A 13942-nucleotide genomic window follows, 5' to 3' on the forward strand; every position below is an offset into this window, starting at 1 on the left:
TTCCAACGGGGTATAGAATCTTTGGAAGTACACAACACTCATGGGTAAAACGCCAGATGATAGAGCGCCTATTTGTCACTAAAAAATTCGGCACTTATGCCGACACCTTTCTAATGCTAGGTCTGGTGCAGCTTGTGGAATATGCCCTGAAAGCGACTAACCAAAAAATCAACATTCAGCTTGTGGATGAAGGGACACGCTACTGCATCCAGTTGAAGAAGGCTGTCAATTTAGAACCAATAGGTAAACTAAGTTACACCAACCCGTTTCCACCAGTCAAAGGTAAAAAGACAGATATCAGCAAAATATCTCAGGAAACAATTATCTTTGACACAGTACAACAAAGCGATGCGCGAAAACTCTACCGAGATTATGTATTTCAGCAACGGGGCAAAGTTCAATTTAATGAAGATGCACCAGATCCACCCCATCCTAGTACTCAAAATGGTGTAGTCCTAACTTCCATGCGCCACGATCGCAATCATAATGAACTGTGGCAATTGGGTTGGCAAAATAAGGATGACTACGGCATTTTGCTTGTTACCCTCTTCCAAGCTTTTAGCCAAGAGAATTACTCTAGCTTGAATGGAGAAACTAAGCAGGTTGCAGAGTTATTCAAACAAGCAACTGGTCGCCAGTTGCCTCAAGAAGCCAGCGCCGTGAAAGTTTACCTGCCCACATCAGTTCAGGGAGTTAACCGCATCAAGGCGGATAGCAACAAAGTAGATTCCCAAAAAGCAGATTGGTTAAGTTTATGGCTGATTGCAGGAGGATTATTTAGCTTTGGGGTTGCTGAACGGGTCAAAATTGCCGAACGAGTTTATGACTGGCGAGTTGTAGCGTTAGAACCATTAGATATTCAGTTGAGCAAATATCGGGAGGTGTTAGATAAATTACGCAAATATAACCCACCTTCTGGAGGACATGGGATTGCCCGGTTTGATGCAGAGTTAGTGTTGCGGTTTTGTCAACAACTGCTCAATAGTCACCCATCTCAAGTTGATGCAGAACTAGATGACTTTGACCTATGGCAACCGATTAACCATTTTGTCAGCAACTTTGTAGGCACTCACTTTGGCTCCAAAGGGCAGGTTTATGGTGTCAAAGAAGTTTTTACCTTGGGGCTTCCTGGGTGGATTAGACCAGAAAATTCTGAGGAATTGACAGATTATTTGAAGGTTCTAAATGAGCATCTGTTTGTAATCGGTAGCCTATCGGCGGAAGAGGGACACAGCGAACTGTTGGCTGCATATCGAGATTTTATTACTGGGACAAATCTTCGTAGGTTTTTTCGTTTTCAGGCCAGTTACGCCGATTACATAGTTAAACGCTTGGCAGATCCCAAAGCAAAACCTCCCCGTTTATTTTCAATTGCTGGACTGAACACTATGACTAAAAAAGACACAGATTTCACCAAAATTACTACAGACCCCAGCTTTCTCCGCATCGCCAAAGCAATTAATCAAGCAACAGTATATGCAGGGAAGGTGAAAACCCAACAGGGTGTTATAGAACTAGATTGGCAACGCACCTATGGATTGGCACAACGTTTGAGCAGTCAATCTGGCTCCAAGAAGGATTTTTTGAGCGAAGTTACTGATTTTCTGGCGAAATACCAAGCAGAAAATTTACGGTTATCGGAACAACTTCTCAAGGAAGGCAAATCCCTAAGACGAGTTTGGACAACCAAGGAAGACCTAGACCGATTAGTTGAATTGGTTGAAAACTATGACACAGTACTGGTTGCCAATTTGTTAATTGCCTACGGGTATGCCCGTTGGACAAAGGCGAAAGAAGTGGATTTGGAAGATGAGAATGCAGATATTAATGACGACCAAGATTTAAACAACTTGGAACCAACTGAGAATTTAGGAGAATCCAACAATGACTAAGACAAAATTTCCGATTTATTCAATTTCTATAAGCGGTGTACTATCCTGGCAACTTCATGCTCTGAATAATGAAGGCAACGAGGGCAATCAATCGCTAACGCGTCGCTACTATATTATTCAGAAAGATATGAGTGAACCTGAATATGTTAATGGAGTTTCTGGGGATATGCTCAAACATATCCAAGCAGAACATCTGCACCGGATTGCAATTCAGGAAGGACTAACACTTTCAGAAGGAGGTAAACAATTTCATCCTGACCGTATTGGTTATGACTTGGAAAAAGGACTTCCGGTTTTTACGCAGTCAGACACAGATTTAACTGCCAAAACGAACCAAGTACTCCAACGTTGCACAATCAGCGACTTAGAGGGATTTATGGTGACAGTTAAGGGTGGACAAACTCTAAAACGGGAATCTGTAATTGAATTTGGGGCGGCTGTGGGTTTACCAACCTTAGTCAAAACCCAGAGTTACTTCCATGCGAAATATGGAACAGATAATCCAACTCCTTACAATGTACAGGTCAGTTCCGGTTTATATGCAACTGTCCTCAATATTGAAGCTTTTCGTATTGGCTACAATCCCCATAATTTTAGCTACAGCATTGATCCTATTGAACGCAAAAAGCGGCTAGATGTCTTACTCAAAAGTGTGCTGTATACCTATTTGCAACCCAATGGTGCAAAGCGCAATACCCATTTACCCCATCCTGACCATTTTGAAGGTGTAATTACTGTTAGCACTCGCCGTTGTCCCGCACCAATGCTCAGTCCCTTATCCGCAAGTTACAAGCGCCAAATTCATAGCTTGGCTGACACCCTAAATAATCTTAATGGCGCAGGTACAATTCACTGCTTTGATTTTGAGACAATTGCCCAGTTCGCTGAACAAATTCAAACTCTAATTGAGCGATCGCAACCTTGGGAGAGTAACAATGTCGAAGCCATCGAATAAATCAAAATCCTCACTGCCAAAAGAGGAGCAGCAGGTGAAAGCAACCACTAGCCAATGGTTAACCGTTACCTATCAGCCCGTTAGTCTATTCTCCCTCAAACGCTCCGATGCAACGAGCATGGCGGCTCGGTCTAATCTAGTGCCAACTCCTTATGCGATCAAGATGGCGTTGCTGAAAGTGTTGTTGGAAAGTCAAGGAAGACAGCATCAAAGTGATTTTGATCGATGGATTAAAAGCGAATTTACCTGGATCCGAGACTTACAAATTTATATTTGGCCGCCAGAGCAATTAGTTGTGAATCGCAATGGCTACAAACTCCGCTACTACGACCAAACTGCTGATAAGGCAGATAAGAGCCGGGCGACACTACCTATGCAGGGTGGGTTTGTCTTTCGGGAATGGGTGCATTTACAAGGACATCTACAAATTTGTTGTGGTGGGTGCGATCGCTTGGCAGAACTAGAGCGGCTGTTTGCTCAAATTAACTACTTTGGCAAACGGGGCTGTTTTTTTCAATATCTTCCTGAATACAAACAAGAGACTTCTGAACCATTATTTCAATCAAATCTTATTACTGGCTTTACAGCACAGCCAATGGATGATTTAGGTGAAAAGGCTACGTTTAACCGAATCAATCCTTTTTCCACTGAGAAGGCACAACTGGATAAAGACCGGGTAATTAAACCTGGATTTCTACCTTTACGACTTGTTGCTACAAGCGCCCGTTATGATATCTACCAAAGATACTGAAATCACATTCGCTGGACTTAGTGTAGTTCTCAAACAAGTAGAAACTTCAATTAGCCCCACTTCACTGAACTCTTGGCTATCAGAAACTCAGCTTTTACCAGTTTGGATTCCTTTACGGATTAATGGAGGTGTTACCAAAATTATGCCTGTATTGCCAAACTCAGTTTTATATTCAAATCTGATGCAATCTATTTGTCAGCAGATTGCTCAGAATACCTTGGTGGAGTGGTGGCAAAAACCCTATGAACTAACAGGGGTTGAAGTAGATTCCGAGGCTTTGCATGTGATTAAAGTCTCTGTTGCATCTGCTGCACCCCTGCCAACATTAGGACGAGCCATCCATGCTCAATGTTTTCAGTGGTTCGCTAATGCCGATACTGCCTTAGCTGAACACTTGCATCAACAAAATACCTTACCCTTAACTGTGGCAATGCAGTATGTTTCTCCACAAAAGATGCAGTTGAGAATTACTTTGTTGAAAAAAGAACTGCTAGCACCTTTACTTTGGGGATTAAGTACCAACCTGGGAAAGTCAATCATGCTGGCAGGCATACCTTGCCAATTAGGAAAATGCATAGATATCCTGCAAGCTAATAGTTTTGAAAAACTAGCGCAGGCAACAACCCAAAGCGTGATTGAGTTGCGCTTTCTTTCACCTACTAGCTTCAAGCAAAATGGAGCAGTGCAGCCTTTCCCCCTACCAGAATTAGTTTTTAACAGTCTATTGCGCCGTTGGAATACCTTTGCTCCGCCAGAACTGAAATTTCCCGAAGTTGAGTGGAATGGTTTAGTTTCTGCTTATGACCTCAAAACCCATGCTTTAAAAATGGAAGGTGGAGCAGAAATTGGTGCCCAAGGATGGGTAAAGTATCGATTTTTAGATTCTGAGCAAGCAAGAATAGCCACAATCTTAGCTCATTTTGCAACATTTGCAGGGGTTGGGCGTAAAACAGCAATGGGAATGGGCCAAGTGAGATCGGTTGAATCCCGATTACGGGGCTGAACTAAAAATACGCATTCAAACGAAAAGATGAATGAAGATTACTTACCCTTGGCATACCTCAATGCCTGGGAATATTGTCCACGCAGATTTTACCTTGAATATGTGTTGGGCGAAATGTCAGATAACGAGCATATTATCTTGGGTCGCCACATACACCGCAATATCAATGAAGAAGGAACACTTCAAGAAGGAGAGATGCTGATTCATCAGCAGCAGTGGGTGTGGAGCGATCGCTTGAAAGTCGCAGGTATCATTGATGCAGTTGAAGAATGCGATGGTCAACTTGTCCCTGTGGAATATAAAAAAGGGAAGATGGCACAACATCTTAATGACCATTTTCAACTTTGTGCAGCAGCTTTGTGTCTAGAAGAACGTACCGGACGCTGCCTTGCTTATGGTGAGATTTTTTATCATACTAACCGCAGAAGACAGACAGTAGCATTTACACCTCAACTACGACAAATGACTGAGCAAGCAATTGTTCTTGCTCAACTTGCATCTCAAACAACTATGCCTGTACCAATTGATAACACTAAAAAGTGTCTTTCATGCAGTTTAAAAGAGATTTGTCTGCCTTTTGAAGTTAAACAGTTACGGGTGTCAATGACTTCTGAAACGGAGGATTAATTTCATCGGGAGTAAGTGACCCCTGAATTCAGAATAGCTGAATTCTTCTTCAACCATAACTCACTATCACAAATCTAAAATGTCAGTACTTTACGTAACTCAGGCTGATGCCGTTTTGAGCAAGAATTACGAAGCTTTTAATGTTGCTCTTAAACAATCAGATGGTTCTTGGAAAAAACAGACTGTTGCAGCCCAAACTGTTGAACAAGTTGTCTTGATGGGCAATCCTCAAGTCACAGGTGATGCTCTAGTTTATGCTTTGGAATTAGGTATGCCTGTTCACTATCTTTCTAGTTTTGGTAAATATCTGGGTTCTGCACTTCCTGGTTATTCGCGCAATGGTCAATTGCGATTAGCACAATATAAACTATATAGCGATCCCGTCGGACGTTTAGAATTAGTCAAAGCAATTGTGACAGCCAAAATTCATAATCAATATCAGGTTTTGTATCGCCACAATGAGCGAGATAATCCTCTCAAAGAGCGTAAAAGTCTTGTCAAAAGCCAAAAAACCATAGATCAGGTCAGAGGAATTGAAGGTTTAGCTGCACGAGAGTATTTTGCTTGCTGGCCACGGATGGTTGGAAAACAATGGACATTTACTGGTCGAAATCGTCGTCCGCCTACTGACCCAGTGAACTCGTTACTCAGTTTTGCCTACGGTTTGTTGCGAGTTCAAGTAACAGCTGCGGTTCATGTTGCTGGGTTAGATCCTTATATTGGTTATTTACATGAAGTCCATCATGGTCAGCCCGCAATGGTGCTGGATCTCATGGAAGAGTTTCGCTCATTGATCGCTGACAATGTAGTGTTAGCTGTATTGCATAAACATGAAATTCAACCTGATGATTTTAATGAAAGTTTAGGTGCATATCGTCTCAAGGATACTGCCAGAAAAACTTTCTTACAGGCATTCGAGCGCAAAATGAATGATGAATTTAAACATCCAGTTTTTGAGTATAGATGCACTTATAGACGAGCGATTGAACTACAAGCGCGGCTATTGGCCCGCCATTTACAAGAAGGGATTCCATATAAAGCTTTAGCTTTACGTTAATTATCAATTATCGAAAAATTTGACAATGACTACTCTGTTTTATTTGATTATTTATGACCTGCCTGATAACAAAGCCGCAAATAAACGTCGCACTCGCTTACATAAAATGTTGTCTGGTTACGGAAAATGGACACAATACAGCGTTTTTGAGTGTTTTTTAACCGCGATCCAATTTGCGACACTCCAGACCAAAATAGAAAAACTGGTTAAGCCTGAAGAGGATTCGGTACGATTGTATATACTTGATGCTGGTGCAATCAAGCGAACAATTACATACGGATCTGAAATCCCTCGACAAGAGCAAACAATAGTTTTATGATTATGTAATCAGCTTGATGGATGGCAAGCCGAAGCGGGGGCTAAAACCCTGGGCATCTGCCAAAATCGCCAGAACCTTGACAAGTAAATAATTACAGCGTTTCAAAAATTCGGGAAGTTGCAAATTAGTTGCAATAAGAGCGGCTGAAAATGACCTTTTTTTTCGATCCGTCAAAAACCTTCCCAAGAAGCTTGCTCCGTAACAGTTTCAGATGGAGCGGTTTCCAAAGACTATTACCCCGCAAGGGGACTGAAACGTTTCAGTATAATCACCGCCAATTGGGAGCATTTTTGTTTCCAAAGACTATTACCCCGCAAGGGGACTGAAACACCAAATAATAGCTTGTTGGAACATAAATAATTTAAGGTTTCCAAAGACTATTACCCCGCAAGGGGACTGAAACGCAAGCGTGAAGTTCTTTTGACAAGCGATCGCTGAGTTTCCAAAGACTATTACCCCGCAAGGGGACTGAAACAACTCAATAACTCCGGTGTCCAAGGATGTGCGTCAAGAGTTTCCAAAGACTATTACCCCGCAAGGGGACTGAAACACTGTCCGCCACTCATAACGATGTAGCCGCCGCTGCGTTTCCAAAGACTATTACCCCGCAAGGGGACTGAAACGCGAGTGCCTTATCAAATCCGCAAAATGCAAACCTGATTTAGGTTTCCAAAGACTATTACCCCGCAAGGGGACTGAAACTTGATATAGGAACTTTATTTTTTACCAAAGCAGACGTTTCCAAAGACTATTACCCCGCAAGGGGACTGAAACTGCATTTTCCTTGAGCAAACAGCATCTTGCCAGAAGTTTCCAAAGACTATTACCCCGCAAGGGGACTGAAACTCTTATGGCACTTCTTTAGCATCTGGATGCCCCCAAACTTTGGTTTCCAAAGACTATTACCCCGCAAGGGGACTGAAACTTTGCTTGAGGTTCCTGACAATGATTAAGAAGTCCGGTTTCCAAAGACTATTACCCCGCAAGGGGACTGAAACAACAGAAAATGATGCCAACTTTTGGAAATGTACTCGGTTTCCAAAGACTATTACCCCGCAAGGGGACTGAAACTATGAGTAAAACTTGCGACTTTCTAGGAGCGATTCGGTTTCCAAAGACTATTACCCCGCAAGGGGACTGAAACATTTGAGCCGCGATCGCAGGATATCAGGACTCTCGGTTTCCAAAGACTATTACCCCGCAAGGGGACTGAAACCTGCGATCGCAAAGTTTGGAGTTCAAGATTCACGCAAGTTTCCAAAGACTATTACCCCGCAAGGGGACTGAAACTTATCAGCATATTTGAGTTTTGATTTAACCCACAGAGGCGGTGGTTTCCAAAGACTATTACCCCGCAAGGGGACTGAAACACCGCAAGCTTATCACCAGAAACCGGAAGAGGATTAAGTTTCCAAAGACTATTACCCCGCAAGGGGACTGAAACTTTTTATGAAAGTCTGATAGTTTAATTTCAGCTTTCAAGGTTTCCAAAGACTATTACCCCGCAAGGGGACTGAAACTTCCCTATGGTGTTCAGAGGCAACAATAAGCTCAAAGTTTCCAAAGACTATTACCCCGCAAGGGGACTGAAACTAACACTCCCACTTTTGCAGCTGCTGGCTTAATATCGTTTCCAAAGACTATTACCCCGCAAGGGGACTGAAACTACCACAAAATAAAAGATACTGCAAAGTATTTTGGTTTCCAAAGACTATTACCCCGCAAGGGGACTGAAACATTCAATTGATATCGATAACCTTAGAAACTTAATGTTTCCAAAGACTATTACCCCGCAAGGGGACTGAAACATCGTCTCAGCTTTGTGATCGTAGAAAGTCTTCACCGTTTCCAAAATCTATTACCCCGCAAGGGGACTGAAACAACAACTAGAGGCTGTTGTCCAAAGAGTAGAAAATAGTTTCCAAAATCTATTACCCCGTAAGGGGACTGAAACAGCTCCAGCTTGGTTGGGGTCACGTCTTTGGGCGGAAGCGATCGCAAGTTTCCAAAATCTATTACCCCGCAAGGGGACTGAAACTCATCAATTAGTTGTTCTGCAACTTGTGCTTGTAATTGTTTCCAAAGACTATTACCCCGCAAGGGGACTGAAACTCTTGAAGTAGACGGAATTGATGGATTTTAGCGAATAGAGTTTCCAAAACCTATTACCCCGCGAGGGGGCTGAAACAACTCTTCTTCAAGCGTAAATCCTTCATGGAAAGCCAAGATGTTTCCAAGGACTATAACCCTGCCAAGTTCACGAGAGTGCATCACTAGCTGTTTGTCTCTTGCTCAGTCAGAAAGGATGGAAATTGCGTACAATATTGAGCATTATTGGTAAATTCCTAAGCAATGCCAAGAGCAGCTACATCTACTAATCATAAACCAAAGCCAAAGCAAAAATCTGTCACCTCTGTTGTGACATGGGCAGATGAAATCGAATTAGTGGGATTAGTGTTTGAACTGGAGTCAACTGCTTCTGCTTTGCTTTACTCGCAGTACACGATCGGACTGCACGCATGGTTTCTGGAGCAGGTACGACAATTTGACCCAGACCTTTCAGCTTATCTTCATGATGGAGAGTCAGAAAAACCTTTTAATATCTCAGCGCTGTCAGGTCAACTAATTGCCAGTGGCAAACAACTACGATTAGAAGCCAATCAAATTTACTACTGGCACGTCAATGCTTTATCTAAACGGGTAGCACGGTTTCTCAAACACTGGTTGACCCAACTACCACATTCTTTAGATTTAAAAGGTGCATCTCTACAGATAAAACAGGTAAGCATTGCCCATGCACCGACTACCTACAAACAACTCCTGCAATCATATACAGATAAACCTTTTACAATCAGTCTCAGTTTTATTTCACCTACAAGCTTTCGTCGAAAAGGAAATCATTTCCCTTTGCCAGTACCAGAGAATCTTTTCCATAGTTACTTGCGGCGGTGGAATGATTTTTCAGCGATGCTAACAGAACAAGAACCTTTTCTCAAATGGATAGATGAAGAAGTGATTATTCATCAACACCGCTTGGAATCAGAGAAAGTGGCAGCAGGCAAGCGTGGGTCAGTCACAGGTTTCACAGGCGCAATCTCATTAGGTTTAACCAAAGCAGCTTTAGCCAAAGAAGAATTTAGCGAGTTGTTTTATGCTTTAGTACGGTTGGCTCCTTACTGTGGTACAGGACATAAAACTACTTTTGGGCTAGGACAAACTCGCTTGGATTGGGTAGAGCCGGAAACGAATAAATCAACTCAGTTGCTTGCAAATCTTCTTGGAGAGCGAATTGAGGAACTGACAGAATTATTTACTGCACAACGCAAACGCACAGGAGGGCAGCGTACTGATAAAATTGCTGTTACCTGGGCAACGATTTTGGCGCGGCGAGAGATGGGGGAATCATTGAAGGCAATCGCCGAAGATTTAGAGATGCCGGTGTTGACCGTGAAAACTTATGTGAAATTAGCCAGAAAGTCCTTCAAACAAGAAAGCAATAGTTGAAAACCTTTGCTTATGGACAAGGATAAGTAATTGTCTTATGATTGGGTAATCAAATTGATGTTTGGCAAATCGAAGCGGGGCCTAAAACCCTGGGGGTTCTGCCAAATTCACTAGAACCTTGACAAGTAAATAATTACAGCGTTTCAAGACTTTGGGAAGTTGCAAACTATTTGCAATAAGAAGGGCTGAAAATGACCTTTTTTTTCAATCCGTCAAAATGCTTCCCAGAAAGCCTGCTCTGTAACAGTTTTAGCACCGAGCGGTTTCCATTGACTAAATCCCCTCACGGGGACTGAAACTTGATTGGAATGTTTAGATTGCGACATTTAGTTTTTTGTTTCCATTGACTAAATCCCCTCACGGGGACTGAAACCCTAAAACCTAATATCGTTTCTGAGGCAGTTGCACCTGTTGGGGTTTCCATTGACTAAATCCCCTCACGGGGACTGAAACTTCCAGACCTGCCTCGCCCTAAGCAATTTACCCGGTTTCCATTGACTAAATCCCCTCACGGGGACTGAAACCTTTTAATGGGCAAAGGAGAGGCAAGGGTAAATACTCTTGCGGGTTTCCATTGACTAAATCCCCTCACGGGGACTGAAACGACTTTTCCCCTGATATCGCTCCATCAAAACTAGTCAAGTTTCCATTGACTAAATCCCCTCACGGGGACTGAAACAATCCAGGAGTATTATGACTTTAACTGAAGCTGAAAGTTTCCATTGACTAAATCCCCTCACGGGGACTGAAACACCCCCCGGCGTCCACCGCAACAGCACTACAGCCAAGTTTCCATTGACTAAATCCCCTCACGGGGACTGAAACCTTTATGCTTGAAGAGAATAAAGATAATTTTTACGTGTTTCCATTGACTAAATCCCCTCACGGGGACTGAAACTTAGCGCTAGTATCTATCTGAAGGGGTTATGGGCCAGATGAAATGTAAGACATCAAATTCTAGCAAGCCACTTTGTTAGCGCTAAATCTGACAGAGATTCTAAAGCATTAGAAACGTTATTGTAACCTTGAGGAATTGGTACTGGTGTAAATGATTTGTAAGAACCGCTATGAAACATATTTTTAGGTCGTTTCTCTCGTGGCATAGCGTCCCATTCAATCTGAAGCCTCATTCTTCCAAAGCCTTCGGGGACATGACCTATATCAGTAACTGTTTCACCATCTATCCATAGGCGTAACCTGCCAATCACTTCTTTTTGCCCAAACCAACATGATGTAGGAGTTGGCAACCACAAAAATACAACTGGTTTATGAGATGCCCTTTGATAGCAAAATTCAGCCACAGGTTTCGATTTACCCTTGCCATACCTGATAGTATTTCTACCCTCAATTTGTTCCTTGATTCGCTCATCAAAGCTCAAAATTTTCTCTCGAAACTTAAGAATTGCTTGCTGTTCCTCTGCTGAACAAGCACCGAGCCAATCTAAAAGCAATTGTGGTGTTTCTGAAATGCCATGTTTTGTACTGCTGAAACTTAGCTCTTGATAGGAAATAGGAATTGACCAAGTTTGATTAGTGCTGATGTCTTGCAAACATAACTGGAACTGTTGATTGTCTTTGAATACTTGAATCTGCAATAAATCAATTTTGAGCAGATTATACTTGCAATCAATCAGATTATGTCTGTGGAATGAAGGTGCGGCAGCTATCAGTTTAACTGGTTGGTGATAGTCTATTTGTTCACAAAAAGGTCGCTCATCTAGCAAATTATCATAATAACGGGTTAGCTGCTGGATAACATATCTATCTTCAGCATTTTTTAGTTCTAAAATAACTAACTGTTTGCTCTCGTTCAAAGCTAAGATATCGCAGAATTCGCCCTTAGCCGCATACTGCCGTTTGAGAGGTGTAAAACTTAATAATTGCTGTAGATTCTCCCAAATAAAATCTTCTAAGGCAGCTTCGGACGCAAACTCCCAACCCTCACCTGTTTTTCTTAAAGCAGCACCAGCCAGCATACTTTTGGGTCAACGTTAAAAAATCAAATTACACTTAGCTTACCTTGAGCAAAGTAAGATTGCGATCGCTGTGGAAAATTTTCATCGCATCAATACTGACTGCGACCATCTAAACCTCCGGGGTACTCCCGCCACGTTGGTACTCCAATTAGCGGTGACGGGGGTAGTCCGGGCTGATTGAGTGGGGGTCAATCCCCCCGAAATCAGCAATCAGGACTACTTTGCTTTTCAACATAAGATTTAAGTTGCTCAAGGGTGACACCACCGCACGAAGCAACAAAGTACGCACCTGTCCAAAATACTGGCTTGTTATAGAACTGGTTAACGTGTTCATTAAACTCCTTGCGAATTAAACGACTAGAAACGGTTTTGAGGTTGTTTACGAGCTTGCTTACTTCCACATCCGGCGGATAACTGATAACCAAGTGAACATGGTCTGATTCTGCGTTGTACTCTGTAACCTTACTTCTCCACTTAGCGCAAGTACTCTCGAATATCTCTTGCAGTCGCTTGAGCATTGCTTGATTGATAACTTTTCTCCGGTATTTCGTTACAAGCACTAAATGAATATTTAGGCTATAAACTGCTCTGTGTCCTATATTGTAAGTCATGCCACCAAATGGTATTATGACTATATGCTACTAACTTACCAGTACAAACTCAATCCCACTCCCGAACAGATTGTCATTCTTGAAATCTGGGGCGAGTTACTGCGTCGTCATTGGAACTACGCGCTAGGGGAAAGACTGGACTGGTTAAAACGTACAAGGTCACAAATTGACCGATGTAGCTTAGTTTCTGAGCCAATTGGTGAGATACCAGAGAAACCGGATTACTATACACAAGCTTCGTTACTCAAGCAAACCAAAGAACTATTCCCCGACTACAAAAGCATTTATGCCGATTGCCAACAACAAAATTTAATACGGTTGGACAAGGCATGGAAGCGGTGGTTAATACCTGATAAAAAAGGTAAGAGAGGAGGTAAACCACGTTTTAAAAAGCGAGGTAATATAAGTTCATTTACATTCCCTCGTGTTAATTCACCCAAGGCTGGCGCACATCTGGTAGGCAATACTCTCAAGCTGTCCAAGATTGGTGAGATTGAAGTTATCTTGCATCGACCAATACCAGATGGTTTTGAGATTAAGCAAGCGACAATTTTAAGTAAAGCTGATGGGTGGTATGTCAGTTTTTCTCTTGAAGATAAAACTGTACCTGAATTGCTACCGATTGACGAAATTAAAACGAATACTGGCATAGATGTCGGGCTGGAAAAGTTTTTAACTACTGCTGATGGACAAAGTATTGAAGTGCCACAGTATTACCGTAAGGCGCAATCTAAATTAGCCCGTCAGCAACGCCAACTTGCTCGTAAAACCAAGGGGTCTAAGAATCACAGTAAGCAATCCAACAAAGTTGCAAAAACTCATTTGCACGTTGCAAGACAAAGGAAAGAGTTTCATTATCATGTCGCTCATTGGTTGGTTAATTCCTATGATTTGATTGTTTTTGAGAACCTAAACATTAGGGGATTGGCTAGGACACGATTAGCCAAGTCGATACTAGATGTTGCGTGGGGTGCATTCCTGGAAATCATGCAAGCAGTAGCGGTAAAACGCGGCAAGCTGACACTTGGAGTTGACCCTAGAGGCACGAGTATTAATTGTTCGAGTTGCGGCGAAAGAGTCGAGAAAACAATGTCCGTCCGTGTTCATAGTTGTTCTTGTGGATTGGTCATTGACCGCGACTGGAACAGCGCACTAAATCTTTTAAAGCGTGGGTCGGTTGGACTACCGATTCCTGGCTGTGGGTGCGATTCGTTCACTCGAAATGAATAGAAATATTCAGGGATGAG

The 13942-nt window shown here is 42.5% G+C and carries 12 protein-coding genes and 2 CRISPR repeat arrays; of the genes, 9 read left to right on the plus strand and 3 right to left on the minus strand.

Annotated elements, in window-relative coordinates; translation table 11 throughout:
• The first annotated feature begins 56 nt into the window (after positions 1 to 56).
• The 7 genes from ACM0OX_RS18240 (at position 57) to cas2 (ending at position 6604) form a co-directional block, all read left to right on the plus strand.
• Positions 57 to 1892 (plus strand): hypothetical protein, encoded by a 1836-nt coding sequence (locus ACM0OX_RS18240; protein WP_414516481.1) that lies wholly within the window; start codon positions 57 to 59, stop codon positions 1890 to 1892.
• Complete coding sequence (locus tag ACM0OX_RS18245; protein ID WP_414516482.1) at positions 1885 to 2847, plus strand: DevR family CRISPR-associated autoregulator; 963 nt, start codon at positions 1885 to 1887, stop codon at positions 2845 to 2847. The genes ACM0OX_RS18240 and ACM0OX_RS18245 overlap by 8 nt, the downstream gene beginning before the upstream one ends.
• The gene (locus tag ACM0OX_RS18250) at positions 2828 to 3598 is read left to right on the plus strand and encodes a hypothetical protein (RefSeq protein ID WP_414516483.1); all 771 of its coding nucleotides are present in this window, start codon (positions 2828 to 2830) and stop codon (positions 3596 to 3598) included. The genes ACM0OX_RS18245 and ACM0OX_RS18250 overlap by 20 nt, the downstream gene beginning before the upstream one ends.
• On the plus strand, positions 3576 to 4601 hold the full coding sequence (gene cas6 / locus ACM0OX_RS18255; RefSeq protein ID WP_414516484.1) for a CRISPR system precrRNA processing endoribonuclease RAMP protein Cas6: 1026 nt from the start codon (positions 3576 to 3578) through the stop codon (positions 4599 to 4601). The genes ACM0OX_RS18250 and cas6 (ACM0OX_RS18255) overlap by 23 nt, the downstream gene beginning before the upstream one ends.
• Before the next feature lie 27 nt (positions 4602 to 4628).
• The gene (cas4, locus tag ACM0OX_RS18260) at positions 4629 to 5228 is read left to right on the plus strand and encodes a CRISPR-associated protein Cas4 (RefSeq protein ID WP_114082171.1); all 600 of its coding nucleotides are present in this window, start codon (positions 4629 to 4631) and stop codon (positions 5226 to 5228) included.
• Between the two features lie 79 nt (positions 5229 to 5307).
• A complete protein-coding gene (cas1d, locus tag ACM0OX_RS18265) occupies positions 5308 to 6285 on the plus strand; it encodes a type I-D CRISPR-associated endonuclease Cas1d (protein WP_414516485.1) in 978 nt (325 codons plus the stop codon).
• A gap of 25 nt (positions 6286 to 6310) precedes the next feature.
• Entirely contained in the window at positions 6311 to 6604 is a 294-nt protein-coding gene (gene cas2, locus ACM0OX_RS18270; RefSeq protein ID WP_114082173.1) for a CRISPR-associated endonuclease Cas2, read from the plus strand.
• On the opposite strand, the gene ACM0OX_RS18275 is transcribed toward cas2, so the two are convergent.
• Complete coding sequence (locus ACM0OX_RS18275) at positions 6605 to 6778, minus strand: hypothetical protein (protein WP_414516486.1); 174 nt, start codon at positions 6776 to 6778, stop codon at positions 6605 to 6607. It abuts the gene before it with no gap.
• A gap of 45 nt (positions 6779 to 6823) precedes the next feature.
• Positions 6824 to 8792: a CRISPR direct-repeat array (repeat unit 37 nt; unit sequence GTTTCCAAAGACTATTACCCCGCAAGGGGACTGAAAC).
• A 164-nt stretch (positions 8793 to 8956) separates the two neighbouring features.
• Between ACM0OX_RS18275 and cas6 (ACM0OX_RS18280) the strand changes: the two genes are divergently transcribed.
• Positions 8957 to 10108: a CRISPR-associated endoribonuclease Cas6 gene (gene cas6, locus ACM0OX_RS18280; RefSeq protein ID WP_414516487.1), complete on the plus strand. Its 1152-nt coding sequence runs from the start codon at positions 8957 to 8959 to the stop codon at positions 10106 to 10108.
• A 262-nt stretch (positions 10109 to 10370) separates the two neighbouring features.
• Positions 10371 to 11006: direct repeats of the CRISPR family, unit length 37 nt; unit sequence GTTTCCATTGACTAAATCCCCTCACGGGGACTGAAAC.
• Between the two features lie 52 nt (positions 11007 to 11058).
• Here the strand turns inward: cas6 (ACM0OX_RS18280) and ACM0OX_RS18285 are convergent.
• Positions 11059 to 12084, minus strand: a complete 1026-nt coding sequence (locus ACM0OX_RS18285) for an endonuclease NucS domain-containing protein (protein ID WP_414516488.1) — start codon at positions 12082 to 12084, stop codon at positions 11059 to 11061.
• Positions 12085 to 12287: 203 nt separating this feature from the next.
• Positions 12288 to 12695 carry an IS200/IS605 family transposase gene (gene tnpA, locus ACM0OX_RS18290; RefSeq protein WP_199338549.1) on the minus strand — a complete coding sequence of 136 codons (408 nt, stop codon included), beginning with the start codon at positions 12693 to 12695 and terminating at the stop codon, positions 12288 to 12290.
• On the opposite strand from tnpA, the gene ACM0OX_RS18295 reads away from it, so the two are divergent.
• Positions 12675 to 13925, plus strand: a complete 1251-nt coding sequence (locus tag ACM0OX_RS18295) for an RNA-guided endonuclease InsQ/TnpB family protein (protein WP_414516489.1) — start codon at positions 12675 to 12677, stop codon at positions 13923 to 13925. The two genes, tnpA and ACM0OX_RS18295, sit on opposite strands and share 21 nt — an antisense overlap.
• Positions 13926 to 13942 lie beyond the last annotated feature (17 nt).

This window comes from Nostoc sp. PCC 9305, assembly GCF_963920915.1.
Taxonomy (GTDB): Bacteria; Cyanobacteriota; Cyanobacteriia; order Cyanobacteriales; family Nostocaceae; genus Nostoc.

Excerpts from the sequence above, each read along its gene's own strand:
- cas6 (WP_414516487.1), top strand. The coding sequence starts at position 8,957 with ATGCCAAGAGCAGCTACATCTACTAATCATAAACCAAAGCCAAAGCAA.
- ACM0OX_RS18285 (WP_414516488.1), bottom strand. The coding sequence starts at position 12,084 with ATGCTGGCTGGTGCTGCTTTAAGAAAAACAGGTGAGGGTTGGGAGTTT.
- ACM0OX_RS18245 (WP_414516482.1), top strand. The coding sequence starts at position 1,885 with ATGACTAAGACAAAATTTCCGATTTATTCAATTTCTATAAGCGGTGTA.
- tnpA (WP_199338549.1), bottom strand. The coding sequence starts at position 12,695 with ATGACTTACAATATAGGACACAGAGCAGTTTATAGCCTAAATATTCAT.
- cas6 (WP_414516484.1), top strand. The coding sequence starts at position 3,576 with ATGATATCTACCAAAGATACTGAAATCACATTCGCTGGACTTAGTGTA.
- cas2 (WP_114082173.1), top strand. The coding sequence starts at position 6,311 with ATGACTACTCTGTTTTATTTGATTATTTATGACCTGCCTGATAACAAA.
- ACM0OX_RS18250 (WP_414516483.1), top strand. The coding sequence starts at position 2,828 with ATGTCGAAGCCATCGAATAAATCAAAATCCTCACTGCCAAAAGAGGAG.
- cas4 (WP_114082171.1), top strand. The coding sequence starts at position 4,629 with ATGAATGAAGATTACTTACCCTTGGCATACCTCAATGCCTGGGAATAT.
- ACM0OX_RS18240 (WP_414516481.1), top strand. The coding sequence starts at position 57 with ATGATAGAGCGCCTATTTGTCACTAAAAAATTCGGCACTTATGCCGAC.
- cas1d (WP_414516485.1), top strand. The coding sequence starts at position 5,308 with ATGTCAGTACTTTACGTAACTCAGGCTGATGCCGTTTTGAGCAAGAAT.